Raw genomic sequence first — 26,820 nt, forward strand, 5'->3', positions numbered from 1 at the left:
GTGCCCTTCGCCTTCATTGCGGATGCGCAAAAGAGTAGTTGCATGACCGATCAGGGGCAAGATGGCTTGGACGCGGCCCGGGGCAGCAGGTCCAGCGCCTGTGCGCGAGCGGCGATCCCGGGTTCGACATCGATGGCGCGGCGGGCGTCGAGGTCGAAGCGGACGGTGGTCGAGATCACGCGGGCGCAGACCGTGCCACAGCCTTGCCGCCGGATCTCGGTCTGGTGGCGGATCGACTTGCGCCCGATTGCCAGAAGACTGCTGCGCAGCACCACGAGATTGCCCGCCCGGAGTTCGGCCAGATAGTCGATCTCGTGGCGGACATCGGCCCAGCCCAGCCGTTCGGGTTGGGGCAGGGGCGCCAGTTCCGCCATGAAATGCAGGAAGGCATCGTCAAGGAACGCCATGTAGTGCTGCGTCGCCAGATGCCCCATGACATCGCAATACCACGGATACACCACCCGCCTGCCGGTCTCGATCTGGCGCGGCTTACTGTCATCCATCAGGCTCCGCTCCTTGCTTCAACGATCTCACCCCGACCTTTCGGTCTGGTGACTGTACCCGTATGGATGCCCCGCAAGGCCGCGCGTGGGCGGCGTGCCACCTGGCCCGGCCGGCCAATCTCCGGCTCGCCGCCGCTGGACTGCAACGGAGAGATACCCGCAACGAACACCTTGCCGGCCGCGACATCGGCCTGCGACCGGCCGAAGGTATGCGGACATCGGCCAGGGTAACGCCTTCGCAGCGCAGCAGCTTGATCATCGTGGCGCGGCATTGCGCCATCAGGCTGCCCTCTGCCGGGATCCGGTCCGGCATCAGTCATCCGGTTCGGATCCAACGCCACATCGACCGCCATCCGATTCGCCTTGCCTTCTGATCCGGTCAGTTTTCCCATTCGATGTTGCCATCGACGGAAACCAGTTGCCCGGTGACGAAACGCGCGCTCTCCGAGGCAAGGAACACCGCCATGCGGGCGATATCCTCCGGCTGCACCTTGGTCCGCATCGAGATGTAATCCAGAAACCTCTGCTCCAGCGCCTCCATCGTGGTGTCCTCGGCCTTCGCCTTCTGGCCAAGAATGCTGCGCATCCTTGCGCTGTCCACGAAGCCGGGGCGGATCGCATTGACGCGGATGCCCAGCGGGCCAAGCTCTTTCGCTGCCGCCCGCGTCAGCCCCTCCAGCGCCCATTTCGAGGCAACATAGTCCGCCCGACCCGCCGGAAGCGTGAAGACCGAGCCGGTCGAGATATTGATGATCGCTCCGGTTCCGCGCGCGGTCATGTCGGGCAGGACGGCACGCAGCATGAAAAAGACACCATGGACATTCACATCGAAGGAGCGGATCCAGTCCGCCGCAGATATGTCAGCAATTGGTGCGCAGGCGCCCGCAATGCCAGCATTGTTGACCAGCACATCGACACGACCATGCAAGCGGACGACTTCCGCCACGCTGGCAATGGCCTGATCCTCGCGGGCGATATCGGCCTGCAGGGTCTGGATGTCCGGGTGTTCCGCCTTGACCTGCGCGAAGGCCTCGGCGTTCAGATCGCAAATGGCGACCCGCGCGCCTGCTTCCAGGAAGCTGCGGGCAATGGCCAGGCCGATGCCCGATGCGCCCGCCGTCACGATGACACTTTGCCCGCTCATGCCATCATCTCCGCGCGTCGCGTTTCGGTCGCAGCCAGATCGACCTGGCCCTGCCCGTCCAGCACCACGCCATAGACCGTCCGGGCCCGATCCGTGCTGACATAGCCTTCGCGCACGTCGCGGGCGACGGCTGCCGCGTCGCGGTCGGCAGGCGGGCCATAACCGCCGCCGCCGGTCGAGATGGCGATAATCATCTCACCCTCGCGCAGTTCGACCTGTGCAACGGGGGGCAGCGGCTCGACCGTACCGTCCTTGCGGCGGATGAACTGGTCGCTGCCGCCCCCGGGGCCGCCGCCGCGCACCCCTTGCGGAGGATTGACCTGGCCGTCCGAGCCATAGGCGATGGTGATTCCCCCCTGCACCGGGCCGAAGACTACCTCGGTCGAGGGCGCGCCGGTGAACCGGCCGGCGCCTTCGGTATCGGTGACGAAGCGGCGGCTTTCGACCAGAAGCGGCTGGTAGATCTCGTCGAGCTCGACCCCGTCCAGCCCGCACATGCCGCCATTGCCGACATCGATCATCGTCCACCAGGCATCGGAAATCGGACTCGCCGCCCCCGCCGAGAAGGCAAGGAAGATCTGGTTCACAAAGGCATTGCCACTGCGCGCATCGACACCCGAAACGACGCCAGCCGAGGGCGCGATGACCGCGCCCACCTCGGCCATGCCGAAGCCGTCGCCGAATTCGGCCATGGCAAGCTGCACCGCATTTCCGACCCGGTCCGAAATGTTCGTGGTCGCCGCCGAGCAGCTATAGGGATGCTCGGTGATCCCCGCGATGCAGTTGCGGCGCAGGATCACCTCGATTCGCCGGAACGCGCCCGCATTCTTCGGCACGCGATGATCCAGACTGTTGAACACCCCGATCATCGCCGCCGTGCGGGAACAGGCTTCCGACAGATTCAGACCCGAGGGCTGGCAGTCGATATTCTCGCTCAGGTCGACGGTGATACGGCCCTCGTCCGGGCGGGCATGGACATGGGCAGTGACGGTGACGCCCTCGGGGGGCAGGCCCGGAAACGGATCATGCGTGGACCGGCCCATGACGCGACCGGCAGGCAATTCGCGGATCGCGGCATCCATCATGTTCTCGCTATAGTCAAACCATTGCGCGGCGAACTGATCCAGCCGATCCCAGCCGATCTCTTCGCCAAGCGCCAGCAGTTCCCGCTCACCGATCCTGACGGCGCCGATGGTCGCCAGATAGTCGCCACGCCATTGCTCGGGCACACGGATGCGCAATTCGCACATGCGGATAATGTCGGCGATGTCCCGATAGTCGCGCTGCACCTGCACGGCCGGAAACAGCAGCGCCCCTTCATTATAGATGTCGCGCGCCGTCGCCATGTAGGTCGTCGGCTCGCTGTTGCCGATATCGGCCTGATGCGCCTTGGCGAAGATGGTGAAGCGGTGGCGGCCATCGGCATCGATCACCGGCACAAGGATGCTGAGATCCGCCGCATGCGAGCAGCCGTGATAGGGCGAGTTGTGGAAGAAGGCGTCGCCGCGCCGCAGGTTCGGGTGAAACTCGGCCATGGTGCGCGCCATGATGTCCGGGCCGGACAGCACATGGATCGGCAGGCTTTCCGCCGCCGCCAGCAGATGGCAATCGGCGGTGATGATGCAGCAGGAGAAGTCCTTGGCGCGGTTCAGGACGCCCGACCGGCCCGTGCGCAGCAGGGTATTGGCCATCTTGCGGACGATCCCTTCGACCCGGTTGTTCAGGATCGCCAGTTCCGCGCCGTTCAAAGCGGTGGTGGTCATGGTGGTCCCTTTCACGGATGAATGACGATGCTGCCGGTTCCCGAGCGGTGAAAGCGCGCATCGGGATCAACGACGATGGTGGTGAAGGCGGATTCGATGATCGCCGGGCCTTGGCCGGGCCGTCCCGGCGCAATCGCCTCGAGCCGCAGGACCGGCGTCTGCAGCCGCCCATAGCCGTGGAAATAGATCTCGCGCGGCCGGTGATCACCGGAAAGGGCGCCCGGCGAATGCAGGCGGAACTCGACATCCCGGCGGATATCGGCGCGCAAGGTGGCGCGGATGCCGATGATCTCGACCGCAGAGCCGGGATCGCGCACCGCGAAGATCTGTTCGTGCATATCGTCGAAGCCGGCGCGGAAGATTTCGCTGCCGTCAGGCCCAAGGATCTTCTGAGGGTCGAACTTCACATCGATATCCCAGACCTGCCCCTCGTATCGCGCCTCGGCGACGAAGCTGATCCGGGGCGCGCCGCTGGCTGCAGGGCTTCGGCTGGCGAAGTCTTCGCATTTCGCACGGAGCCTTTCGATTGCGGCGGCAAGTGCCTCGCGATCGAAACGGTCCGACGAGACGAAGATGCTGGTCGCATATTCGCTGATCAGCGGTGACATCATCGCACCCGCTGCGGACAGCGCCGCGCCGGTTTCCGGGATCACCAGCGACTTGCAGCCCAAGCGGCGCGCAATGAAGGTCGAGTTCAGGCCCGCCGCACCGCCGCCGCCGATCAGCACCGCATTGGCCGGGTCGATCCCCTGAGCGACGGTAATATCGGCGATGGCCTGCACCATGCCCTCGGTCGCCAACGCGATGATCTGCCAACTCGCCTCATCGACCGACATGCCCAGCGGCTCGGCCACCTGCTTCCGGATCGCCTCGATGGCGGCGGGACGGTCCAGCTTAATACGCCCGCCAAGGAAGAAGTCCGGGTCGATATGGCCAAGCGCGACCGAGGCATCGGTTACAGTGGGCTTCGTACCGCCCTGCCGGTAGCAGACCGGCCCGGGCTTCGCGCCCGCGCTTTGCGGCCCGACGCGCAGCAGGCCGCCCTGATCGACATGAGCGATGGAACCACCGCCCGCGCCGACGCTTTTCACCTCGACCGAAGGGTAGCCGACCAGATGACCCAGCAGCGGCCGACCGATCCACAATTCCCGCGTGATCGGCACCACGCCCTTCCTCACCAGACTGATGTCATAGGTGGTCCCGCCGGTATCAGCGACGATCACGTCATCCGCCTGCGCCTCGGCCCGCGCATAATAATGCCCCGAGATCGGCGCCATCGACGGCCCGCTGTTGATCACCTTGATCGGCGAGCGCGCAACCTCGGCCGCATCGACCATGCCACCGCTGCTGGTCAGCAACATGATGTCGCCGGTGAAACCCTCGCCCCGGATCCGGTCGGTCAGCCCGCTGAGGTAATGCCCCATCAGCGGTTTCAGCGAGGCGTCGATAGCCGCCGAGGACGCCCGGCGAAACTCGCGCAGCGTCGGGTTGACGTCATGGGCCAGCGTATAGGGGACGCCCGGCAGGTGTTCGGCGATCAATTCGCCTACGCGCAGCTCATGCGCCGGATTGATCGTTGCCCAGAGCAGGCAGACTGCCACCGCCTCGACCTGCTGTTCCTTCAGCGACTGCAGCACCCCGATCACCGCCGCTTCGTCCAGATCGCGATGGATCGCGCCGGTCGACAGGATCCGCTCGGGGATCTCATAGGTCAGATCGCGCGGGATATAGGGACGCGGAAACGGGATGGACTGGTTGAAGGGCTCGACCCGCCCGCCCTCGCGGAACACCAGGATGTCGCGATGGCCTTTGGTGACCAGCAGCGCGGTGCGGGCGACATTGCCGGTGATGATCGCGTTGATCGCATGGGTGGTGCCGTGGATGAATGTATCGGCGCGCGCCATCAGTTCCTGCAGCGACAGGCCCCGATCTTCGGCGGCCAGTTCCAGCGCGCGCAGCACGCCCAACACCGGATCGTCGGGCACGGTAGGCGACTTGTACATGGTGATCCGGCCGTCGTCCTCCTCGACGACCAGATCGGTAAAGGTGCCGCCGGTATCGCTTGCCAATCGCATTGCTTGCCCTCCTCCCTTAGAAATCGACGCGGTCGCCGCCCTTCAGCGACAGCCGCGCGCGTGCCTCGTCGGGCGAAGCGACCTCCAGTCCCAGCTCCTCGACGATCCGGCGGATCTTCTGCACCTGCTGCGCGTTCGACGTAGCCAGTTCGCCCCGGCCGATGTAAACGCTGTCCTCCAACCCGACCCGGACCGAGCCCCCCAAGATCGCCGCGACGGTCAGGAAATGCATCTGCCTGCGCCCGACGGCAAAGGCGGAAAACTCCATGTCGCTGCCGAACAGGCGTTGCGCGACACCATGGAAATGAATCAAGTTCTCGATCGTCGCGCCCATGCCGCCCATCACGCCGAAGATGCCCTGGATCAGGAAGGGGGGCTTGATCAGCCCCTTGGCGGCGAAATAGCGCACCGCCTCCAGATGACTGAGATCGAAGCACTCGAATTCAAACCGCGTGCCATGCGCCTGGCCGACCTCGACCATGATGGTTTCCAGCATGGCATAGGTATTGGCGTAGATCAGGTCGCGCGTGCTTTCCAGATAGGGCTTTTCCCAATCGTGCTTCCAGCTGTCGTATTTTCCCGCCAGTTCGAAGGCGCAGAAGTTCATCGTGCCCATGTTGAGGCTGCAAACCTCGGGCTTGGCGCGATGTGCGGGACGCAGCCGCTCTTCCAGCGTCATGCCAAGGCCGCCGCCGGTGGTGATGTTCAGCACCGCGCCGGTGGCCTGCTTGATCCGCGGCAGGAATTGCAGGAACAGGTCGGGGTCCTGTTTCGGGCGGCCGCTTTCGGGATCGCGCGCATGCAGATGGATGATCGCCGCCCCTGCCTTGGCCGCGCCGATGGCGGCTTCCGCGATCTCGTCCGGAGTGATCGGCAGATAGGGCGACATGGTCGGCGTGTGCAGCCCCCCGGTGACGGCGCAGGTGATAATGACCTTCTTCGGCATGAAAGAACCCCGTTGGATGGACGCGGATCGCACTTGACCGCATCTCGGATTTCGAGGGCGAGCAGGGTCAGGCCCCGCCGTCCTTCTATTCTGAGATGTCAGTATCACTACAGACGGCCGGTCTGTCAATCTGATATGCCAAAATAAAAAGACGGATCTTTCATCAAGTAATATCAATTATTTGAGACAATACCCACTTGCCAGAGATGCAAAAGCCGCGAATCGTCAACCGCGGCTCGGGTCTTCAGAGATCGACGTTTTCGAGGATATAGGGCTGCCGATTGCCTGTTGTCTCAGACGCCTGCAGGCGCAGGATCTTGCGGGCGGCAGCAATCAGGTCATCGCGCAGGGCAGCTTCGGCGGCATCGGCATCCCGCTCGCGCAGCGCATCGATCATGTCCTCGTGATAGCGCGGGAAATCCCCGTCCATGCCGCCCGCGTCAATGTAGAGATGCAGGGTTGGGCCGATCCGCAGCCACATCGTCTCGATGGTCTGCAGCAGGATCGGCGAGCCGCAAAGCGCGTAGATGGCAAAATGAAACTGGTGATTGCGTTCCAGGATCAATGGGCCGTTGTCCCCCGCGGCGCGCAGCGCGGTTGCATAATGATCGTTCAGCCGCGAGATCCTGTCCAGATCGTCCGGCCCGACCGCCAAGGCAGCCCGGCGGACCGCCAACCCCTCCAGCGCAAGACGCATGTCCAGCACCTGCCGCATCTCTTCGCTGCCCAATTCACGGGCATAGAATGCGCTCTTGTTGCGGGCCTCCAGCACGCCATCGGCTTCCAGCAGTTTGAGCGCCTCGCGAACCGGGGTCGCGCTGACCCCCATGACCTGCGACAATGATCGCACGGTCAAAGGCATTCCCGGCTCGATGCTGCCCGCCATCAATCCTGCCTGCAAGGCATCATAGACCTTTTGCGCCAGCGTCTCCTCATCACCGCTTGCCAGAACCGGCAGGCTCGGCGCCGCCACCTGCTTGCGCCCGCCGCCCGGACGGCGCTTGCGTGGTGTGGGTGAAAGATTCTGCTGCATCGCGGCTGATATCCATGAGGTGGCTGCTTTCTAGTCCGTCGCCCGAGCGCTGCCAAGGCATTTCTGATATGCCTGAATAATGCGGGAAGGCCGCTTGCGTCATGTCCTGGTTCGGCTTCGATAAACAATCAGAAGCATAAGGATCGTCGCCATCAGGATCACCAGTGCGGCGGCAGCGGCAACAGCAGGTGTGATACTTTCCCCGATTCCCGCATAGATCTGGCGCGGAACGGTCCTTTGTCCCGGCGACGCGAGAAACAACGCCAGAACGACCTCATCGAAAGATGTCGAGAAAGCAAGCAGCGCCCCCGTGATCAATCCCGGCGCGATAACGGGCATCATGACGCCCAGGAACACCCGCAACGGCGAACCTCCCAAGCTTGCTGCGGCACGGCCGAGATTAGGATTATAGGATTGCAGGGCTGCACCAACCGACAGGATAACGAAGGGCAACGCCAGCAGAGTGTGGCCAATGATTATCCCGCTGTAAGTATTCACGAGACCGACCCTGCTGAAGGCTGCGAACAGCGCGACCGCAGTGATGACGATCGGCACCATCGAGGGTGCCAGAAGCGTGGCGTAGATTACACCCTTGAGCGGTGATCGTAGCTTCCACAGTCCCAACGCCGCCATTGTGCCAAACACCGTCGCCAACAGAGCGGTCGCAGTTGCGATAAGCATCGAATTGACGAAAGATCTGCGCCATTCCGCGCTGGCCATCACTTCAGCATACCATTTCAGCGACCAGCCGGAAGGCGGAAAGACGAAATAGGTGTCTGCGGTGAAGGACAAAACCAGAATGATTGCCAGAGGAGCGAGCAGGAAACCGATCAGAAGGATGCACAGAGCCGCCAGAACAATCGAAGAAAGACCAGAAACTCTCATCCCTGACGCTCCGGGTTAAAGTGCTGCGTCAGCCAGCGTAGTGTGCCTACAAGCGCGACCGCCAAGACCAATAGCCATATCCCCATTGCCGATGCCATGCCCCAGTTGACACTTCGGTTGGTGAAGAATGAGACGAAATAGCTGACCATCTGGTCCTTGGATCCCCCCAGAAACTCGGGTGTGATATAGAAGCCAAGCGTGAGTACACCGACGATCAGGACGCCGGCACCGATTCCAGGAAGGGTCGCGGGCAGATAAACATTCAGAAAGGCGCGCAGCGGTGTTGCGCCAAGCGACAAAGCAGCTTTCATATGAGATGGTGGGATACGTTGCATAGAATTTCTGATCGGCAGGACCATGAACGGTAACAGGATATGTATCATCCCTAAATAGACGGCACCTCGTGTATAGAGCAAAGAAAGCGGCCGCTCTGCTATTCCGGTGCCAATCAGCAGCTGGTTCAATACTCCGTGTTTCTGTAAGATGATGACCCACGCGAGAGTCCTGACCAAGAGCGAAGTCAAAAAAGGTAGCATTATAGCGCAGAGGACTAACCCTCTCCATCTGCTCGGCGCATGGGCGAGTGCATAGGCCAGCGGATAGGCGAGCAGAAGAGTGGCCGCGGTGACGACAAAGCTCATCCAAAGGGTTCGGACAAGCACATCAGCATAGATGCGCTTGTCAACGGACGCGCGAGTCAACCCCTTATCGATCGACCGCTCTAACCCTAATGTCGTCAGAAGATAGCGGTCGGTCAGATATCCATCATTGGACTTCACGGCGATCCAAACATCCGGCTCCCGCCATTGTTGGTCCACGGCTCCTAGCCATTCCATCGCCGAGACGGTCTGAGGCGGTTGCGTAAGGGCGCGTCCCGTCCGCATTATCACGTTCCGAAAGCTTGGGAGCAGATCGTTCAATTCTCGCGCAACCGCTGCCATTCCACCGCGCTGCTCGGCCTGTGTTGCAAGATCACTCATCATTGCGGCGGCAAGTGTCTCCGTTGGTTCCGTTCGATGATCCCACATCTGAACGGCCTCGATGGTCGCGGGCAGTTTTCTGGACAACGCCGAATTATCGACCGCACGCCAGAGAAAACCTCCCAGCGGCATCAGAAATGCCAGCGCGACCAGCACCATCGACGGCAAGAGCAGCAGCCACGCCGCGCGGTTCGACCGATCACCAAACAGCTTTGTACGTTGCCACCATGTTGCCGAGTGCGCGTACTTGGCTGCTGCTTCGATCATTCGCCGATCCACCGATTGAACCGTTCCGTCAATTGGTCAAGATGATTACTCCAGAACTGGGCATCATAACTGATCTGGTATTCGGCATGATCGCCTGCACCTGGTAGGTAGGTCTTTCGGTCTTCCGGAAGTAACTTATAGGATTCCCGGTTGGACGACCCGTAATCGATATACTCCATGAAAGCCGCCTGCCGGTCCGGCCTGGTCACAAACTCAAGGAATTTCCGTACTTCTTCGATCCTTGAAGATCCGGCCAAAACGACCCAAAAATTGTGACCGACGATATAACCCGCATTCCATGACATGCGCAGATCAACCCTCTGTTCGCGATTGGCATCGGCCACCCTTGCATTGAATCCGACGCCGATGTCGTATTCACCTGAGATAAAGCCCTGAATTTGCTGAGTTCCAGAACTATACCAGACGATCTCGTCCTTGATCCGGTCAAGCATGGCGAATGCTCGGTCTTGTCCTTCTGGCGTCGCAAGCACTTCATAAATTTCTTCGCGGGGTACACCATCGGCAAGCAACGCAAACTCAAGCGTGTATGTCGGCGACTTTCGCAACCCACGTTTGCCAGGAAAAGCGTTCAGGTTGAAGAAGTCAGTCCAAGTTTTCGGACCCTCTTCAAACTTTGTACCGTTATAAGTCAAAACGCTTGCCGCGCTTAGCGAAGCAATGCCGCAATCAGTGACTGTTCCAGGCAGCATGTCGTCTATCGGAAGGGTATCTATAACTAGAAATTCGTATAGACCTTCATCGCAACCGACTATAGCCTCGGCGTCCTCCACCTCGGCGATATCCCACTGGATCGATCCGGTTTCCACCTGAACGCGTAGCTTGGCTATCTCGCCGTTGAAAACATCGTCGACGACTGCAATTCCACTCTCGGTCGTAAATGGCTCCCAATAGGCCGCACGATTGGCGTCGGTAACATTCCCACCCCAGGACGCGATTGTTATCTGGTCCGCAAGAGATTGGTACGGTCCACAGATCGTAGCAGTGATCGAAGCGAGGACCATGGCTGCGTAGAACTCGTGCTTTTCCATTGCTGTTCCCAATGCATACTAACTTCAGGTCTCTGGAAGCACCCAGCAATCGGTCGGGGACCAGCCAACCTCGAACCAATCACCTTCGGTCGGGATCTCGACAAATTCCGAGATAGGTCGACGCACATTGATGCGATGATCACCAATGTGGATCTGGACGCGGATCTGATCACCCAGAAAGGCAAGTTCGGAGACCTGACCACTGAAGCGATTGTCGCAATTCGCGGCTACAGGGCTGACGACGATCCTCTCCTGTCGAATAGCGACTGCCATATTGGCGCCTTCCGGTGTAAGCGTTTGTTTGGTTGCGAGTAATGTCCCCATGTCCGCAACTGTCACCCTCACCTGACCAGCGCCGTGATCTACAAGCTGTGCTGGTAGAATGTTGCTATCTCCAATAAACTGTGCCACGAAAGCTGTGGCAGGCTGATCGTATATCTTGCGAGTTTCATCGATCTGTTGGACGCGTCCGTTATTGAAAATGGCGATACGATCAGACATCGAAAGCGCTTCGTTCTGGTCGTGCGTGACAGCTACGAAAGTTACGCCGGTTGCTGCGTGAAGCCGCTTGATCTCTGCCTGCATCCGAATGCGCAACTGATTGTCAAGCGCGCCGAGAGGTTCGTCCAGAAGAACAAGATCAGGATCAAATACCAAAGCCCGTGCCAAAGCCACACGCTGGCGTTGCCCTCCTGACAATTGATGGGGATAGCGTGACGAAAGATTTGACATATCAACCATGTCCAGGGCTTTTTCTACCTTTCGTGCAACATCAGCACCCCGGAGACCGCGCATCCTCAACGGATAGCCGATATTATCTCCAATTTTCATATGCGGAAAAAGCGCATAGTCTTGAAACACGATCCCGATGTTACGTTTGTGTGGCGCGATCGAATGAAGTGATCGGCCGCGCCGCAAGATATCTCCCGTGGTTGGCTGCTCAAACCCGGCGAGCATCATGAGCGTGGTGCTTTTTCCTGACCCGGACGGGCCCAAGAGCGTCAAAAACTCGCCTTCCCTGACGTCAAGGCAAAGATCCTCAACCACCCATCGATCATGGTCATAGCTCTTGCTGACGGAGTTGAAAGAAATGAACGGCTGTCGGCTCATGGGAAAAGCTGGCAATCAGACGGAGAATAGGAACCGAATTGCGATTTCATGGACTCTCTCCCCAGAGCACACGAACTTTCACCTGTTCTGATATTTCACTATTACAAATCCAGACTCGAATCAATACTGAAATTTCAGAATCTTTTCTTCCTTCTATGAGCGTGCATGGCGATGCGTTCGTCAGGTCTCGGGGCTCCGCTGCACAAATCGACGGATTTGATTTATCTTGTGAATTCAGTTTGATAAATGGGTGACATGAGCAGACAGATACCCCGACCTACGAGCCCAACAACTGAGCAACCTGCAATGAAGCGTTCAAGGGCCGCGGCTCGCTGACGATCTGGTTCGATCCTGCCATGACGCGGAGGCCGCGCCCACCGTCAAGCGTGATGTACCCCTTTGGGTTGTCCTGCCCCGACCGGCACTTTTGCTTGCACGATTCCTGACTTTGGTGCTAGCGGTCCGTTATCAGGCACAGCGGCTCGGGACACGGAGCTGCGCCGGCGGTTGCGGGATTCGGCCAACGAGTGCCGGTGGTTCGACTGGTTCAACAACCGCCGGCTGCTCGAGCCCATCGGCAACATCCCGCCGGTCGAAGCCGAGGAACGCTACTACGCCATGCTGGAAGAACTACCCACGGCGGCGTGACTCAAACCAAATCGCCTCCGGAAAACCCGGGGCGTGTGTGGATGCCCCCGGTTTGGCAAGCTAAATCTTTGATCTTTCGGCGGGGTCTTCGATCGGACGTGTGTCAGGCCTCTCAGCGTGGCCTTGGATGACACCACGGGCCGGTATGCTGTTCGGAAGGCTGGGTTCACATCGGTTCATAGAGCTGCATGCGCTCGAGCCCCGGGACTGAATTTCCCCGCCTTGAACTTCGAAGTCCGTGTCGCCTACTCCTCGTCGATCGCTCACCCCGGCCTTGCGGCCATGCCGTGCCGTCACCCTTTCCGGGCTTGGGTCACGCCATTCTGTAATCCTGTTCTTTTGTCGTCAGCGCCCAAATCATCCGGGCCATCTTGTTCGCCAGCGCGACTGCCGCGACCATCTTCGGCTTGCGCATCACGAGCGCGGCCAGCCAACGGTTCGCGCTGCCCCCCTTGCGGACGACCCAGCGGATCACACTCATGGCGCCGACGATCAGCAGGCGGCGGATATCGGTCTGCCCCATCTTGCTGACAGAGCCCAATCTGGTTTTGCCGCCCGTTGATCTCTGGCGCGGCACCAGGCCGAGCCAGGCGGCAAAATTGCGCCCGCTGTCGAACGTGTCGAGATCCGGTGCGAATGCCGCGACGGCGCCGGCAGTAACTGGTCCGATCCTGGGGATGGTGCACAACCGACGGAGCTGCGTATCTGTCCTCGATGCGGCCTCGAGTTCCTCCGCCAGTCGTCCGATCACCTCTGTCAGCCTCGCGATCTGCTCGACGTAGATCGCGCCCATCTCCCGGACAGGGCCTGGCACATCGCTGGCTGGATCTGCCAGCGCGTTCTCTAGGACCTTCAGGCTCGCAGGCCCCTTCGGCGCCACCAGTCCGAACTCGGCCAGATGCCCGCGGAGGGCGTTGATGAGTTGCGTGCGTTGCCGGACCAGGCATTGATGGGTCCGAAACGCCACTGCGCGACCCTGTGTGTCGGCACTCTTGACCGCCACGAACCGCATGGTCGGGCGGAGGGCTGCCTCCGCGATGGCCTCAGCATCCGCCCGGTCATTCTTTTGGCGCTTTACGAACGGCTTCACATACACAGCAGGGACCAGACGCACTTCGTGACCGTGGGATTGCGCCATGCGGCCCCAGTGATGCGACGTGGCGCAGGCCTCCATGGCCACTACGCAGGCTGGTTGCTCCGCCAATAGCGCTGCCAATCTGGTCCGTGACATCACGCGGTTGTATAGAACCGCCCCATCCGCTGCGACCGCACAGACCTGAAAGCTGCCCTTCGCCAGGTCAATCGCCAGCATGCTGATCTTCGTCGTCACAATTGCGCCTTCCGCTCGGTTCCAATCAAACCATCATGGCACACAAGATGCCGTCGGGTGGGGGCATCCACCGCATCAGTTCACCGTGAAGCGTGTCGAGGCGGATGCGCCAGCGCAGCGAGCCTGCAGCGGTCTCGAAGCATCGCGACAGCACGACCGATACCGTGAATTCGCCGTTGACGGTCAGAATCTCGGTCCGGGGATCCTGAACGGCGCTGCCACCGGCGTTCTCGATCCCAGCGATGACACCCGCCACGATCTGCGGATGTGCCTCGCGGAGCTTGCGGTTGATCTTGATGTATCGGTAGTCCCGGTCGGGCTGATAGCCGACCATCTCATAGGCGCGCAGCAGGCTGCCGAACCGGGATCGGAACGCGCTCGATGACGGCGTGTCCTCGTGCTCGTCGATGACCAACCCGGAAAGGAAGCCCTTGCTCGCAAGCAGTGCCCGAAGTGCGTCCAGCAGGTCCTGGTCGGAAAGATGACGGCTGCGCGCATCGACGATTTCCCGGGCGCGCAGGAACAGTGCCTCATCGACGATGGCCGGATAGGCGCCCTCGGCGCGGATCCACATCTCGCGCGGGTTCACCACCCGGCGCTGCTTCAGCTTGAAGGAAATCTTGTTGAAGACGTTGTTGCCGATGTATTTCTCGTTGGTCAGCACCTGATGGACCGTCGCCCGCGTCCATGGCCGGTCGAGATCGGTGCGCAGTCCGTCGGCGTTCAGGGCATCCGCGATCTCGCGCTCGGATCGGCCGTCCTCGACGAACATGCGATACATGCGCCGGACGACGTCCTGTTCGTCCTCGGGGCCGGGAACGAGAATGACCCTGTCGGTCTGAAGGCTCTTCTGCTCGCCGCGGGACAGTTCGCCCTTGGGGTTTCCGTGTTCGTCGATCAGCACCCGGCGCAACCCGTATCCGGGCGCGCCGCCCTGGCGAAAACCGAGTTCGACCAGGCGACACTGGCCCGCGAAGACCTTTACCGAGAGCTCGCGGCTGCCGCGCGACAAACAGGATGAGCATAGGCGAGGTCGTCGAGGATCAGCAGGTCGAACTTGTCGAGCTTCGCGATGGCGGCCTCGAGCTGCAGTTCCCTGCGGGCAACCTGCAGCTTCTGGACGAGGTCGGTGGTCCTTGTGAAGAGGACGCGCCAGCCGTTCTCGATGAGCGCCAGGCCGATCGCAGCCGCGAGGTGGCTCTTGCCGCCGCCGGGCGGACCGAACATGAGCACATTGGCGCCCTTGGCCAGCCAGCTGTCGCCTGCGGCCATGGCGGAGACCTGGGCCTTCGAGATCATGGGCACGGCTTCGAAGGCGAAGCTGTCGAGGGTCTTTCCGGGCGGCAGATGGGCCTCGGCCAGATGTCGCGCGATCCTGCGATGCGCACGCTCGGCCAGTTCATGCTCGGCGATCGCGGCAAGGAAGCGGGCGGCAGGCCAGCCCTCCCGATCCGCCTGTTCGGCGAAGCGGGGCCAGAGGGTCTTGATCGTCGGCAGCCTCAACTCGTTGAGCATGATGCCGAGGCGCGCGCCGTCGACGGTGTGGGATGCAGGTTTCATGCGCGGGCCTCCGCCAACTCCGGGGCACGGATCAGCGCCTCGTAGCTGCTGAGCCGGGGCGAGGTCACCGTGATGACCGGCAGCTGTTCGGGATCGGGCGAGAACCGTGCGCGCAGGATGGACAGGTCGGGCAAACCACCGTCTTGCAGGACGCGGCCGATCTCGGCGGCCAGTTCGGCCTCGCAGCCGCGATCATGGGCCAGGGCCAGAAGCTCGACAGTGATCCTGCAGGCCTGCCGGGCGGGCAACGCCTCATTGAGCGCCTCCCAGGCCCGGCGATATTCCGGTCGAGGGAAGAGCTTGTCGCGATAGACCAGGCCCGCCAGAGCCATCGGCTTCTTGCGCAGGGAATGGATGACGTGATGATAGTTCACCACCTGATCGTGCTTGCCATTGGCCTGCGCACGCCCGCGCGGCAGGGTCAGAAGATGCGTTCCGCCGGTGAAGACTTCCAGCCGGTCATCGAACAAGCGCACCCGCAGCCGATGCCCGATCAGGCGCGAGGGCACGGTGTAGAACACCTTGCGCAGGGTGAAGCCGCCGGTGCCGGTCACCGTGACGATCACCTCCTCGAAGTCGGTGGTGCGCCGTGTCGGAAGCACCTGCAGATGGGCACGCTCGGCCGCGATCCCCTTACCTCTGGCCGCATTCCTGCGCCCGACAATCTCGTCGATGAAGGCGCGATAGTGATCTAGGTGATCGAAGTCGGCGCTGCCGCGCATCAGCAGTGCGTCCCGGACAGCGGCCTTGAGATGGCCATGGGCGCTTTCGATCGCCCCGTTCTCATGTGCCACGCCCTTGTTGTTGCGCGTCGGCACCATGCGGTACTGGGTGCACAGCGCTTCGTAGCGCGTGGTCAGGTCCGTCCGGGCATCGGCGTCAAGGTTGCGGAACGCGGCCGAAAGGCTGTCGGTGCGGTGACAGGCGGGGGCGCCGCCCGCCGACCACAGCGCGTTCTGCAACCCCTCGGCCAAAGCCACGAAGCTCTCGCCGCCCAGGATGACATGGGCATGTTCGAACCCCGACCACGGCAGCCGGAAATGGTAAAGCAGGTGATCGAGCAGCTGCCCGGTGATCGTCACGCCGAGTGCGCCCATGTCGGTGAAGTCCGACAGGCCGAGCCGCCCAGGTTCGTGGACCTGTCGGAACATGACCTCCCGATCCTCGCCGTGGAGAGCTCGCCAGGCCCGGATCCGGCGCTCCAGCGTGCGGCGAATGCCCGGTTGAAGTTCGGGATGGCGGCGCAGCATCTCCTCGTAAATGGCAACCGGCCGCAACCCGGGGGCCGACTGCAACATCGGCACCACCTCGGCCTCGAAAATATGCTCCAGCGGGTCGGGGCGGCGGCGACCGCGGGCTCCCTTCTTCTGCGACGGCAGGCGCGGGTCGTTTACGATCCGATAGCCCGTCGACCGGCTCAGCCCCGCCTTCGCGGCGGCGGTCTCAATGGGATGGTCTTGTCTCAGCTTCATGAAAAGCCTCGTCTGATGATCGGTTACATGGCGACCCGGCACAAAGGTGGTTCTCCAGTCCTGAAAACCACCAACGTAGCGAGCCGACCGCGATCACAGACCCCGGGAAATCGGGCAGATCGGCGGGAGCGCGCCTCCGGTCGGGCTACGCCCTCCCTCCGCCGCGCTCCCGCCGATCCGTCTCATCCTGTTTGTCGCGCGGCACGTCAGCCGAGCCCAACCTTGCTGGCATCGGTTTTAGCCTGCTCAACCAGTGCCGCCATGCAAGAATGACTGACAGTAACCCCGGTCAGTCCCCGCTTCCGCCGGTCACGATACAGCGCACCCCCAACGGCCCGAGCCGCGATCAGCAGCCGCGAAACCTTGACCCTGTTCGCACGAGCGACGGTCTGGATGGGGGTGCGAATTGCCTGTCCACCTGATGGCGACTTGCCTGCGCTGCACCAGTCATCGAGAAAGGATTCGAGCGTCGCTGCCGAAAACCCGACCATCCTGTCGTTGAAGCGGTAATCGGGGACCAGCAGCCCGTCGCCGATCAGCCCCCGCACCACATCGACGCTGACGCCAAGATGGCGCGCGGCATCCTGGGCGTTGAGCAGGTCCTTCAGCTTTGGTGCAAGATCGGCGATCAGGTCGGGATCGACCTCGGAACTGGCCCCGATCCCGACCCTGAGGCCGTATTGGGCCTTCAGCACCTGCACGGTGATCTTCAGCCCGATTCCGTGACGGTTGCAGAGCGAACGCAGGGTCTTGGGCTCGACCCCGCGTGTGCGGATGCCGAAAACCTTCTCCTGACCCGTGAAACGGAAGGTTTCCCCAACATATGCTGCCAGCACCGCACAGATGGGCCTGTAAGCGGGCTGATCCTTTCGGAAATAGAACTCGTTGAACGCACGGCCAAAGGCGTTGTGGTAATCGTTGCCCCGCCGGCCATGACCGATATGCGTGCGCAGGAAATCCTTGATCGCCGCCGGTCCTTCGATCAGCACCTCGGCCCCGAGATCCCCATGCTCGCGACGCTCATCGGCAGATATGCCTTTCCAGTCGCCTTGGGGACCGCGCATGGCCATGGCACCGAAGACCTCGGCGGTATGGATGGCGACATCGAGCTGAACATCGTCGATCCAGCGCCTGGAGTGCACACCGTCCAACCTCTCAGTGATATAGTGCTCCAGCGCGGTCGGTCGACCTGGTTGCCAGGGCGCCGCCCGAGCTGCGACCAGCTTTGGAATCAAAGGCGACAGGTCCTGCTGCATCCGTGCCGCCTTGCGGGGCAGGACCGTCATGAGACGGAGACCGTGCTCGGCACAGACATGGTTCGCGTCGATCAGCCAATCCGTCCGGCCCAGGCAGGCAGATCGAAGATCGCCATCGGCCAATCCCCCCAGACAGGCCGGGCAGAACCGATAACGATCCGGGGCGCACTGAACCTTGTTGCTTGGATCGGCGCCGAGTTGCAGACGCCGCGGATTGCTGGCGTCCAGGGCGCCACGAACAAGCGCCTGCGGATCACAGCCCGTATATCTGGCAAGGTTCTCGACGCTGTGCCTGTCGCCCATCAGCAGGGCTCGAAGGTCCAGATCGAAGAGGTGGACCAATGCCGCCAGGGATGACAGCCCGGACAGCCGGGCAATGCGGTATCCGTAGGAGGCGATGGTCTCACGGGCATGCGGGGCGGGAAAGATCATCTTACCGCCTCCCCCTTGGTTTTCGCGACCGCCCCTTCGAACCCGTCGGAGGATCGGGCTCAAGCGGTGATCGCCCTGTATTCAGGCTCCGGAAATCCGGCACGAGGAATGGGTTCCGCCCCGCGACATCCCCGGTGCGTTCGGTATAGAACCGTGCGAAATCCCTGATGCCCAACGCCAGATGTCCGTCCGCCAGGGCGCGGGTGATCGCGCCGATGATCAGTTCGACCACGATTCCGAACTGTTCGCGCCCGGCATGGAGAAGCCGGGGCACGAACTCCACATCCGCCAGATCCGGCGCCAGCGGCAGATCCGCAAGCCCGGCGTAGCGGGCGACCAGTTCTGCAACATCGTCGCAGGCATCGAACTCGGTCACCGGAAGAAAGCGGGTGATGAAGAAGCGGCGGGACAGTTGTGGATCCTGGGTCAGCAGATCATGCAGTTCCGGTGTCCCGCTGACGACCAGGTTGGTCGGCCAGTCCGGGATCTGCATGAGGCTCTTCAGGGCATTGATCACGCCCGCCTTCTCGACCTCCGAGCCTCGGCCACCCAATTCCTGGCCTTCATCGAGGTGGATCAGCCAGCATTTCCGCAGGTGCAGGTGAAAATTGACCAGCTCCCACATGCGCGACGCCGTGGTGTTGCTCTGGATCTGGAAAGCCAGGGCATGCAGGATCGCGCGTGCGAGGTCTTTCTGGGTGGCAGGCGTCGGCACCCGAATGGAGATCCAGCGGAACTCGCCAGATTCGGCGTCCGCAGCATCAATCCGGCGCAGGATCCGCTGGATGGCAGTGGTCTTGCCGCTGCCGGATTCCCCGATGACCGCGATCCCGCGTCCCTCGGCAGACTGTCCAAGATCCAGTTCGGCCTGGCGTTTGTCCATGATCTCGCGGAAAAGCCGCCGCACGGTTTCGTAGCCCGGATGGGCCACGAAATGCTTGCGCAGGGACACGGCGATCCGCGCGACCTGATCGGGCGCCGTGTGATGCTCATTCGTCATCTTCGAACCTCCAGCCCTTGCGCGATGGCGGGGTGTCATCCGCAGGAGGGTCCTCCGGTGCGGGTGGCACCTCAGCATCATCTGCCTCGCTGCCCCCGACCTCAAACCCGCCCTGCAGCCAATCCGAGCCGGCCTGGGCCTGACCGACCGACGCAGCGGGCAGCAGGTGCAGGCCAAGACCGAGTGTCTGTTCCGCCCTGTCGATCTCCTCGGCGGTGAACGTCATCCGCCCAAGCTGCGCGGCGTTGGCCGCCTCGATGGAAAGCAAATCGAGCCGGCGCAGCCCGTCATGGAAGATTTCGGCGGAGATTGCCGCGCGTTCGCGGTTGTGATCCATGACGGTCCTGGCGAAGGCCGACCACTGGTAGAAGGAAACGCCCGAAAGCGCCCCGGACAGGTCATGGGCGGGATACCAGATTCCGCCGACCTCGACCGCGACCCAGCCAAGGTCAAGTGGATCGAACCGCAGCCGGGCCTTGTGCTGATGGCTGTGCTTGCGGGCATCGCGCAGCTGTTCGCAGGCGAAGTCCGCGCCGAACACCCGCACGCCGCGACCGGAAATGCTGCGTTCCAGCTCAATGCCGAAGATCGCCCGGCGATCCATCGCATCGACCGGGGCCGGAAGGCCATATTTGGCCACCAGCCGGTCCCAGCAATCGGCAGGGGTCTCACCCTGAAGCCCGGCGTGAGGGCGCTGGTGATAGACGTCCACGATATAGGTCACGAGCGCCGCCAGCAGGTCCTGATCGGTAAGAGAGGCTTCGGCTTCGGCATCATAATCGCCCCGCTGCTCGGGGTTCGAGAATGTCCGCCCCCGGAATCGACTGACGAAATGCGTTGCAAAGGTCCCGAACAGGCGTTCGATGCGAGACCGGAGCTTGGCCACACCGCCGGGTGGATTGACCAGACGGGCAAGCAACCCGGCGCAGGTGATCTTGAAATCATCGCTGACGAAGGCTGAGCCCATGTCGGCTGCGACGGTCTCGGGCCGCCCACCCTGGTGCCAACCGTGACGACAGCTAAGGCCGACCGCGATAGCCGTCTTGTCAATCGTGACCGTTTCCATCGTGCGGATGGCCGCTTCGGCACTGGTCGATCTGGACAGGGTGAGACCGACGACGCAACGCGTGGCACAGTCGATGGCGACGCAGATGACAAGGCGGATCACCTCGAGGGCCGCGATCTGCTGCGTCGTCAGCCGGTCGAGAAGACCGGCATTGGAAACCCATGCCATGAGGTCGACATCCCATTCGTCGATCTCGACCCGTTCCATGGGCCGCAGGACCTGCACGCCATATTCGATGATCGCGAATTTCTTGTTGGCGGCATCGACACCCCACCGTTGCAGGTAGGTCTCGTAGGGGTCCATCCGCTTGATCGCGCGATAGACGGTGGAGCGGGATGGCGGCCGGAGTTCGGGCAACCCCCGCTCAGCACGGTCGCGGTTGAAATCCGCGTAGAAGTTGGTCGCGCGCTCGTGGATCTGATCGATGGTCTGGCGCAGCGGCGAGGCGTATTCCGCGATCAGCGCATCAAATGCCGCAAGCTCGCCGGGCAGCATCTGGCCTCTGCCTCCGCATCGATGCGTCTGAGGCACCAGAGCCATGATGCTGAAGCCGCTTCTTTCGTAGGCGCGTGTCCAGGTCAGCAACGTCTTGGCGCAAGGCGGCGTTCGAGAGGTTTCCATACGCCCCGCGCGCTTGAACCGTTTGCGAAAGCGCTTGCGCATATGACTTTCTACGGCAGCGATAACTGCTGGCAGAATGATGTTGACCGAGGCCTCGTTTCGCCTGGCCAGCCCGGCCTTGATGCAGCGCAGCAACTCCTCGACGAACAATAGTCGCCACAGCGCGGTCTCTTGCTTGCCCTCGGGAAGATCTCGAAAATATTCGGGGAGTCCGTCAAGGTTGCGCTCCGCGGCTGTGCGTGCCGCCCCCTGCGGAATGTAGCGAAACCGCGGGCTGCGAAGCAGTTCCTCCAGCTCGCCATGGCTGATGCTGCGTGCAGGGTGCGGTGGCGCTGTTCCGATCAGCACGATTCCTTCGGGCTCATGCGATGCAAGCCGATATTCCACGCCATCAAGGATGACGAGATCGAGGAGATTGATGTTGAAGTGTTTCACGGCGTCCTCTCAGGCCAGGATCATATGGGTAAAGGCTGGAATCATCGGCGCGCCGAGTTCCCTGGCGCGCTCGATCAGGCGCGTCGTCGGGGCGTGCGGCACGACCTCTGGCCGGGGAATATCCGCATCGGTGAACAGCAAGATCCGTGTCGCGAAGGATCTGGGCAGTTGCGAGGCAATGAGCCTCAACGTGTCCTCGAAGCGGTATTTGCGGACGCGGGCCAGCGGCCGTACGGCGACGGCAAGCGCACTACCGTCGGCCAGGTGGGCGCGAAAGTCGAAGTGATGGACGGCGGGCCTGCCCCGTGCGTCGCGGTACTGTATGACGGGCGGCTGCGCCTGAACTTCGCGAATCTCGGGGTCCGCAATCAGCTGGTCCCAGCAATGGGCTTCCAGCCCGGATTCGAGCCGACTGATGACGGGCTGGGGCAGGAATGATCGCACATCGACGACCTGCACGCGGGCGCTCGCTTTCGAGCGCGCCGGAATGGTCCGGCTGGCGGGTGCCAGCACGGGAAAGCGGAAGAAGGGGTTCATGTCACATCCCTGGCAATAGTTTGACAGATGACCGCCCGCGAGAACGGGCGATCATGGCGGATGCAGGCACAGCGCAGCCATCGACCGAAGCGGATGGCGCCGGTCATTGACTTTGCGTGCGAGGTTTGGGATGCTTGGTTCACCGGGTGCGTTAGATTCGGTAAACCTAAGCAGGGCTCTGAAAGTTGGCGCTTTCGGAGCCTTTCGCTTTTTAGCTCTTCATGGTGCCCTCCTGTTCGTAGCGATCAGGCCAGATATTTTCGGGGGTGGTATCAAGCTTTTCGGCTATCGCACGCTGGATTCTCTGAGACCGTCTAAGCCCTTGCGACACAAGGCTTACCGAGGCAGGAGTTTTACCCAGTTCGCGAGCGATGTCGCTGAAGCTGGTTCCGGCCAGCCGCAAGCGTGCCCGGATCATCTCGTGGCAAAATTCATCGTCCATCCCTGCACCTATACCGTGTCAGTGAGTGACCAGCACATCTAGCCCAACCGGATTATGGCAGAGAACGAATCATTTTCCTAGCTAAAAAACTTGCTAGCGCATTGATTTCCTGATCTAATTTTTTACAGATTGTTTTTTGTTAGAACGGGGAAGCCCAGTCGCACGCTTAGCTTGACGGCTTGCGCTCTGTATTAAGTGCGGTTGTCAGGACATCGACGATCAACTGCTCAACTTCGTTCAGCCGCATCTGGCGTTCGTAAGCTAGGCGCTCGACGAGCGTGGCAATGGCCGGGTCGCGCGGCCCGTACAGTGCCCAGTCCCGGATCAGGGCCGCATCAGGATGTGGGTGTGCAGATGTGATGGCCATAGCCCTTTAATACCCGATGTGGGCGCGTGGGTCGAGAACAAGCGCTTCTGCGTTGCCATTGCCTTCGAGGTAACAAAGCGCGAAGACAGCAACCAAATGGCGCCAAATCATGCAGCCGAGCCAAAGCTAGCACCTTCATCGCTGCCGCCGTTTCCCTCACAACCTCGCAGCAGCCACGATTCCGGCGACCTCAGTGCTGGCCCCTTTCGCTGAACTCAGCCTCGACCGCACCGATAAGCTCCACCATGGAAAGCCCCAGACCTTGGCACAGGCCATGAATGGTCGCCAAGCTGGGTTGATGTCGGCGGCTTTCCAGAAGTGAGACATATCGCATGCTGACCCCGGCCCTATGCGCAAGCTCCTCCTGGGACAGGCCAGCCGCAGTCCGCTGCTTACGCAGGATTTTTGCAAAGGCTTCCAGAAGGGCGTCGTCTGCGTCGGGCATGCCGGATGCAGACGTCCAGACAGGACTTGATTCTATGAAGTATTCTATGAATTATGAAGAAAACAGTGAATTTATGGAGAAGCCCTTTGCTGCCGCCCCATCGCATCCCTGCCATCGCGCTGCTCACGTTCCTTGCCGCCGCCGCTGCCGGCGCACAGTCCCTCCCGCAACAGCCCGGATATGACGCATTCCAGCATGCTGTCGTCGTTGAACCGCGCCCATATGAATTTGAGATCCTTGGCGTGAAACCCGGCATGCCGATCGATGAGGCCGTGCGTCTGATCGAGGAACATCTTGGCAAGGAACTGTCGCCACTGGATGGCACGCTGCAGATCAGCAGTCCGGATGGGCGCACATTCCGTACGGAACTGCGCTTAGGCTATGAAACACCGGGTATCACCTTCTTCCTGCACAATCAGGATGATCAGCCCTTTGACAGCCTGAAACTTGACGTCTCGACGCCGGCATCAGGTTCCGTGGTCACTGTCGTGCGCAGAGAGGTCAGGCTGAGCGCCAGCGATGGTCCTGACGGTGCCAGCCTGCTCGCCCAGCTGGAGGACCTGTATGGCGAGCCCTCCGAGACCAAGGTATCCCCAGGTACGAACTCCTGGCTCTGGGCAACAGATATGGATTACAGCGACATCGCCTTTGTCGGTGGCGGTCCGGAACCACGCTATGCCTGTGTTCGCGGCCTGCCGGACAATGGGCGATACAGCTACGAGGCGCCGTTTCTGACTGGGGGACCAAACAATTGTGGCGCGACATTCGGTGTCAGTCATCGCACAAGCGCTACCACGGTCACGCTCAATTTCCGGCTGACGGATTATAAGCTGGTCGATCAGGATCGGGCAGCCGCAAACTCTCAGGTGGACGAGAAACTGACTGCGACAGCGGCACCTTCGGATATGAAGCTGTGAGGAGGACGATCCGGATGGACGGAGGCGATGTTTTCACCGAACCTAGCGACGAGCAACTAGCGGCCCACGATGCGGAAAACCTTCAAAGCATGCTAACCTATCTTCGCGACAATCCCACTGACGATGCCGAATGTGTTCTAGAGGTCAAGGTCTCGATGTCAGCATTAGCGAAGATGCAGCTGCGCAGTATACAGGAGAAGATTTCGCTACAGGCCGTACTGAGAGAATCGCTCCGTCGGGATGGCTTGAGTTGATAGAGCCTACTTCGGGCTCTTACTCCCACAGTGGTGGTACGCCTGTAATAATCTGTCCGAATACGTTCTCACGATGCCAGCGCAGGTTCTCGGGATGAGGATGATTATGTGGGTCGGCGGGTTTCAACAGTTTACCGCCCGGCCTTATGAGGCGGTTGATTTCGGCCGCGAGCGAGAGGGTGTGGACCTGAGCAAGGTGGAGTTGACGCACCACAAGCTGACAGCGAAGGACAAGGCGGACCTGACTTTGGGCAGCGCGGCTGAAAAGCTGAAGCCCATGAGCGAATCCGGCTCGGCGGAAGTGCAAGACAAGGAAAAGGCTCTGCTGTCCGAGATCCTTGCCAGGATGAACGATCTGTTCATCGGCGTGACGGACAACGACCAGCTTTCTTATGCCATGGCGATCAAGGGCAAGCTGGTGGAGAACGAAACGCTTTCCCAGCAGGCTGGCAGCAACCAGAAGGAGCAGTTCGACAACTCGCCGTTGCTGAAAGCGGCAATCATGGATGCTGTCATCGACGCCCTGGACGCACATTCGGCCATGAGCCGACAGGCACTAGAATCTCCGACGATTCAGGCCGGGCTGAAAGCGGCACTGATGGGGCCAGGGCGGCTGTATGAAGCCCTGCGGGAACGGGCCGCGTGACATGGTTAGAGGAGAAGATCGGCCCATTCCTGACGTTTGCTCTCGGCGATTGGTGCAGGGAATCTGCTGCAAAAGCGGCCATTCGACACTAGGCGCAGCATCTCGCTCCGCCGAATGTCCGAGAACTGGTAGTTTACTCGCTTGGTGGGAGGCAAACGATGCATCAGCGCTGGAATGATGGGCGGGCATCCTTGCTGAAGCTAGGGTGCATCGCTTAGCTACTCGGAAACGAACGAGTGACCTTGGGCAGGCGGACCCCTCGATCATGCGGTTGCCAAATCACTTCGTTTCGCGGCATAGTGCTGAACAAAAATAGAACTCGAAGGCGACAGGCATGAGGTCATGAGTGGGCCATACGATCCGAGGGCAATCGCGAACCTCATGCTGGACGAGGCGGATCGGCGCGGCTGGAAAATCACGAACCTTGCCCTCCAGAAGCTGCTCTACTTCGCTCACGGCATACACCTAACCAAGACGAAGCGCCCGCTCGTGTCGGGCTACTTCGAGGCGTGGCAGTACGGCCCCGTGCATCCAGCCGTCTATCGGGCGTTCAAGCCGTCAGGCTCCGCACCCATCATCAACCGGGCGGCCGCGAAAGACCCGCTCACAGGCAAGACGCGTGATCTGCCAAAGCCGACGGACCTTGAAGTCATCGACCTCGTGTCCGACGTGATGAGATCATACGGGCACCTCCCGCCTGGACGGCTGGTCGATCTGTCCCACGCGAAGGACTCGCCGTGGTCGGTGGTCGTGGACAAAGCACGAACAGATGTTGCTTTTGGGATGCGGATACCGGATGATGTGATCATCGCCCGATTCCGCCACCATAAGGTGTCGGTCGGCACAAGTCCTCGTGCAGGAGAACCGCCTAGTGACGACGCGCCTTTTGCCTGACATTGACCTTGCGCGCATCGCGCCCCAACGCGATGACATGAAACGCAAGAGCTTGGAGCAGATGAAGGGCGGTTTCTCGACCTTCTCCTACAAGCCGGTGCGCGCTTGCTTCTCTGACATCTTCAACATCCAGCCCGACTTGGACCTAGGGTCAGCCGATCCGACGCCTTGGACTGTGATTGAGTCCGAGTTGCGGAAGCGCAGCAAGTCGGACGAGGAATTCAACTACAACCGGCGCGTTGCCCTTGGCCTGCACGACTTTGCGACTTCTGGTCGGGTCTTCGGGCGACGGCAGGAGTTCTTCCCGCTGTCGATGGGCATGGGGCAGAAAGTCACATTCTGGCTGCCGATGATTCTCGCCATCGATGAGCAGGCAAGCGCCCTGTTTATCGAACCGCGCCGCACCAGAGGCTTAACCGCCGAAGGCCGCAGGTTCGCGTTATCGATGATGCATGAGCGCATCCGGGCCGCTGACGAGGACTTTGCCGACGTTCGATTGACCATCGTGCAGTTTAGCGACCCGTCTGATGATCGGCGCGCGGTCAGGCTCCACACGGACGAGGGCGTTGAACTCTACTCCCGCGAGGATTTGGAGCAGATGGTGGCTTCGACCTATGAGATGTGGCGCGATGTGCTGGAAGAGCGCGAGAATAAGGCGCGGGGAAAGGCGACTGGTACTGGCCCGCTGATCTGAGGCATCATTTCAGTGCCAACCCGATCAGTCGGCTAGCGCCTTAGGCCTC

General features: G+C 61.4%; 25 protein-coding genes and 2 pseudogenes. 6 read left to right on the forward strand and 21 right to left on the reverse strand.

The genetic code is table 11. The features are described from left to right. Window positions 1-50: 50 nt before the first annotated feature. From BLT64_RS11430 to BLT64_RS11475, 10 genes are all read right to left on the reverse strand, one after another. Window positions 51-503 carry an acyl-CoA thioesterase gene (locus tag BLT64_RS11430; protein ID WP_011746821.1) on the reverse strand — a complete coding sequence of 151 codons (453 nt, stop codon included), beginning with the start codon at window positions 501-503 and terminating at the stop codon, window positions 51-53. 379 nt (window positions 504-882) lie between these two features. After that, window positions 883-1,647, reverse strand: coding sequence for an SDR family oxidoreductase (locus BLT64_RS11435; protein WP_011746819.1), 765 nt, complete (start codon window positions 1,645-1,647; stop codon window positions 883-885). Next, the gene (locus BLT64_RS11440) at window positions 1,644-3,410 is read right to left on the reverse strand and encodes a hydantoinase B/oxoprolinase family protein (RefSeq protein ID WP_011746818.1); all 1,767 of its coding nucleotides are present in this window, start codon (window positions 3,408-3,410) and stop codon (window positions 1,644-1,646) included. The genes BLT64_RS11435 and BLT64_RS11440 overlap by 4 nt, the downstream gene beginning before the upstream one ends. A gap of 11 nt (window positions 3,411-3,421) precedes the next feature. Beyond that, on the reverse strand, window positions 3,422-5,485 hold the full coding sequence (locus BLT64_RS11445) for a hydantoinase/oxoprolinase family protein (RefSeq protein WP_011746817.1): 2,064 nt from the start codon (window positions 5,483-5,485) through the stop codon (window positions 3,422-3,424). 16 nt (window positions 5,486-5,501) lie between these two features. Next, the gene (gene kce / locus BLT64_RS11450; RefSeq protein ID WP_011746816.1) at window positions 5,502-6,431 is read right to left on the reverse strand and encodes a 3,5-dioxohexanoate:acetyl-CoA acetone transferase; all 930 of its coding nucleotides are present in this window, start codon (window positions 6,429-6,431) and stop codon (window positions 5,502-5,504) included. 244 nt (window positions 6,432-6,675) lie between these two features. After that, window positions 6,676-7,464 (reverse strand): GntR family transcriptional regulator, encoded by a 789-nt coding sequence (locus BLT64_RS11455; RefSeq protein WP_011746815.1) that lies wholly within the window; start codon window positions 7,462-7,464, stop codon window positions 6,676-6,678. Window positions 7,465-7,563: 99 nt separating this feature from the next. Next, a complete protein-coding gene (locus BLT64_RS11460) occupies window positions 7,564-8,349 on the reverse strand; it encodes an ABC transporter permease (protein ID WP_011746814.1) in 786 nt (261 codons plus the stop codon). Then, complete coding sequence (locus BLT64_RS11465) at window positions 8,346-9,596, reverse strand: ABC transporter permease (protein ID WP_011746813.1); 1,251 nt, start codon at window positions 9,594-9,596, stop codon at window positions 8,346-8,348. Before BLT64_RS11465 ends, BLT64_RS11460 begins: the two co-directional genes overlap by 4 nt. Next, window positions 9,593-10,645, reverse strand: coding sequence for an ABC transporter substrate-binding protein (locus BLT64_RS11470; RefSeq protein ID WP_049792290.1), 1,053 nt, complete (start codon window positions 10,643-10,645; stop codon window positions 9,593-9,595). Before BLT64_RS11470 ends, BLT64_RS11465 begins: the two co-directional genes overlap by 4 nt. A 24-nt stretch (window positions 10,646-10,669) precedes the next feature. Further along, window positions 10,670-11,755 (reverse strand): ABC transporter ATP-binding protein, encoded by a 1,086-nt coding sequence (locus tag BLT64_RS11475; RefSeq protein ID WP_011746811.1) that lies wholly within the window; start codon window positions 11,753-11,755, stop codon window positions 10,670-10,672. A 507-nt stretch (window positions 11,756-12,262) separates the two neighbouring features. Between BLT64_RS11475 and BLT64_RS26830 the strand changes: the two genes are divergently transcribed. Beyond that, a complete protein-coding gene (locus BLT64_RS26830; RefSeq protein WP_157137423.1) occupies window positions 12,263-12,403 on the forward strand; it encodes a hypothetical protein in 141 nt (46 codons plus the stop codon). A 313-nt stretch (window positions 12,404-12,716) separates the two neighbouring features. Here BLT64_RS26830 and BLT64_RS11485 read toward each other — a convergent pair whose 3' ends face one another. From BLT64_RS11485 to BLT64_RS11535, 11 genes and pseudogenes are all read right to left on the reverse strand, one after another. Next, entirely contained in the window at window positions 12,717-13,715 is a 999-nt protein-coding gene (locus BLT64_RS11485) for an IS110 family RNA-guided transposase (RefSeq protein WP_011746810.1), read from the reverse strand. A gap of 109 nt (window positions 13,716-13,824) precedes the next feature. Then, window positions 13,825-14,733 (reverse strand): annotated as a pseudogene (locus BLT64_RS11490) (recombinase family protein); the annotation flags it as partial. Between the two features lie 23 nt (window positions 14,734-14,756). Further along, window positions 14,757-15,293, reverse strand: a pseudogene (locus tag BLT64_RS11495) (ATP-binding protein); the annotation flags it as partial. After that, window positions 15,290-16,807, reverse strand: coding sequence for an IS21 family transposase (gene istA / locus BLT64_RS11500; RefSeq protein ID WP_011746807.1), 1,518 nt, complete (start codon window positions 16,805-16,807; stop codon window positions 15,290-15,292). The pseudogene BLT64_RS11495 and the gene istA, both read right to left, overlap by 4 nt. Before the next feature lie 164 nt (window positions 16,808-16,971). Next, the gene (locus tag BLT64_RS11505) at window positions 16,972-18,453 is read right to left on the reverse strand and encodes a TniQ family protein (RefSeq protein WP_011746806.1); all 1,482 of its coding nucleotides are present in this window, start codon (window positions 18,451-18,453) and stop codon (window positions 16,972-16,974) included. A 1-nt stretch (window position 18,454) separates the two neighbouring features. After that, window positions 18,455-19,453 (reverse strand): TniB family NTP-binding protein, encoded by a 999-nt coding sequence (locus BLT64_RS11510; RefSeq protein ID WP_011746805.1) that lies wholly within the window; start codon window positions 19,451-19,453, stop codon window positions 18,455-18,457. Beyond that, complete coding sequence (locus tag BLT64_RS11515) at window positions 19,443-21,575, reverse strand: TnsB C-terminal domain-containing protein (protein ID WP_011746804.1); 2,133 nt, start codon at window positions 21,573-21,575, stop codon at window positions 19,443-19,445. The genes BLT64_RS11510 and BLT64_RS11515 overlap by 11 nt, the downstream gene beginning before the upstream one ends. 9 nt (window positions 21,576-21,584) lie before the next feature. Continuing rightward, entirely contained in the window at window positions 21,585-22,112 is a 528-nt protein-coding gene (locus BLT64_RS11520) for a hypothetical protein (RefSeq protein ID WP_011746803.1), read from the reverse strand. Window positions 22,113-22,323: 211 nt separating this feature from the next. Next, window positions 22,324-22,554: a helix-turn-helix domain-containing protein gene (locus tag BLT64_RS11525; RefSeq protein ID WP_041529748.1), complete on the reverse strand. Its 231-nt coding sequence runs from the start codon at window positions 22,552-22,554 to the stop codon at window positions 22,324-22,326. A gap of 166 nt (window positions 22,555-22,720) precedes the next feature. After that, complete coding sequence (locus BLT64_RS11530; protein WP_074810464.1) at window positions 22,721-22,921, reverse strand: hypothetical protein; 201 nt, start codon at window positions 22,919-22,921, stop codon at window positions 22,721-22,723. 190 nt (window positions 22,922-23,111) lie between these two features. Next, window positions 23,112-23,366, reverse strand: coding sequence for a helix-turn-helix domain-containing protein (locus BLT64_RS11535; RefSeq protein WP_011746801.1), 255 nt, complete (start codon window positions 23,364-23,366; stop codon window positions 23,112-23,114). 86 nt (window positions 23,367-23,452) lie between these two features. Here BLT64_RS11535 and BLT64_RS11540 point away from each other — a divergent pair, with 86 nt between their 5' ends. From BLT64_RS11540 to socB, 5 genes are all read left to right on the forward strand, one after another. After that, window positions 23,453-24,283 carry a hypothetical protein gene (locus BLT64_RS11540; protein WP_011746800.1) on the forward strand — a complete coding sequence of 277 codons (831 nt, stop codon included), beginning with the start codon at window positions 23,453-23,455 and terminating at the stop codon, window positions 24,281-24,283. Between the two features lie 14 nt (window positions 24,284-24,297). Beyond that, on the forward strand, window positions 24,298-24,537 hold the full coding sequence (locus tag BLT64_RS11545; RefSeq protein WP_074810467.1) for a hypothetical protein: 240 nt from the start codon (window positions 24,298-24,300) through the stop codon (window positions 24,535-24,537). A gap of 94 nt (window positions 24,538-24,631) precedes the next feature. Beyond that, the gene (locus BLT64_RS11550; protein WP_232290484.1) at window positions 24,632-25,183 is read left to right on the forward strand and encodes a hypothetical protein; all 552 of its coding nucleotides are present in this window, start codon (window positions 24,632-24,634) and stop codon (window positions 25,181-25,183) included. Window positions 25,184-25,564: 381 nt separating this feature from the next. Beyond that, window positions 25,565-26,077 (forward strand): type VI toxin-antitoxin system SocA family antitoxin, encoded by a 513-nt coding sequence (socA, locus tag BLT64_RS11555; RefSeq protein ID WP_232290483.1) that lies wholly within the window; start codon window positions 25,565-25,567, stop codon window positions 26,075-26,077. Then, the gene (socB, locus tag BLT64_RS11560) at window positions 26,055-26,771 is read left to right on the forward strand and encodes a type VI toxin-antitoxin system SocB family DNA replication inhibitor toxin (protein WP_011746797.1); all 717 of its coding nucleotides are present in this window, start codon (window positions 26,055-26,057) and stop codon (window positions 26,769-26,771) included. The genes socA and socB overlap by 23 nt, the downstream gene beginning before the upstream one ends. The last annotated feature ends 49 nt before the right edge of the window (window positions 26,772-26,820 follow it).

Source organism: Paracoccus denitrificans (genome assembly GCF_900100045.1).
In the GTDB taxonomy this organism is placed as follows: Bacteria; Pseudomonadota; Alphaproteobacteria; order Rhodobacterales; family Rhodobacteraceae; genus Paracoccus; species Paracoccus denitrificans.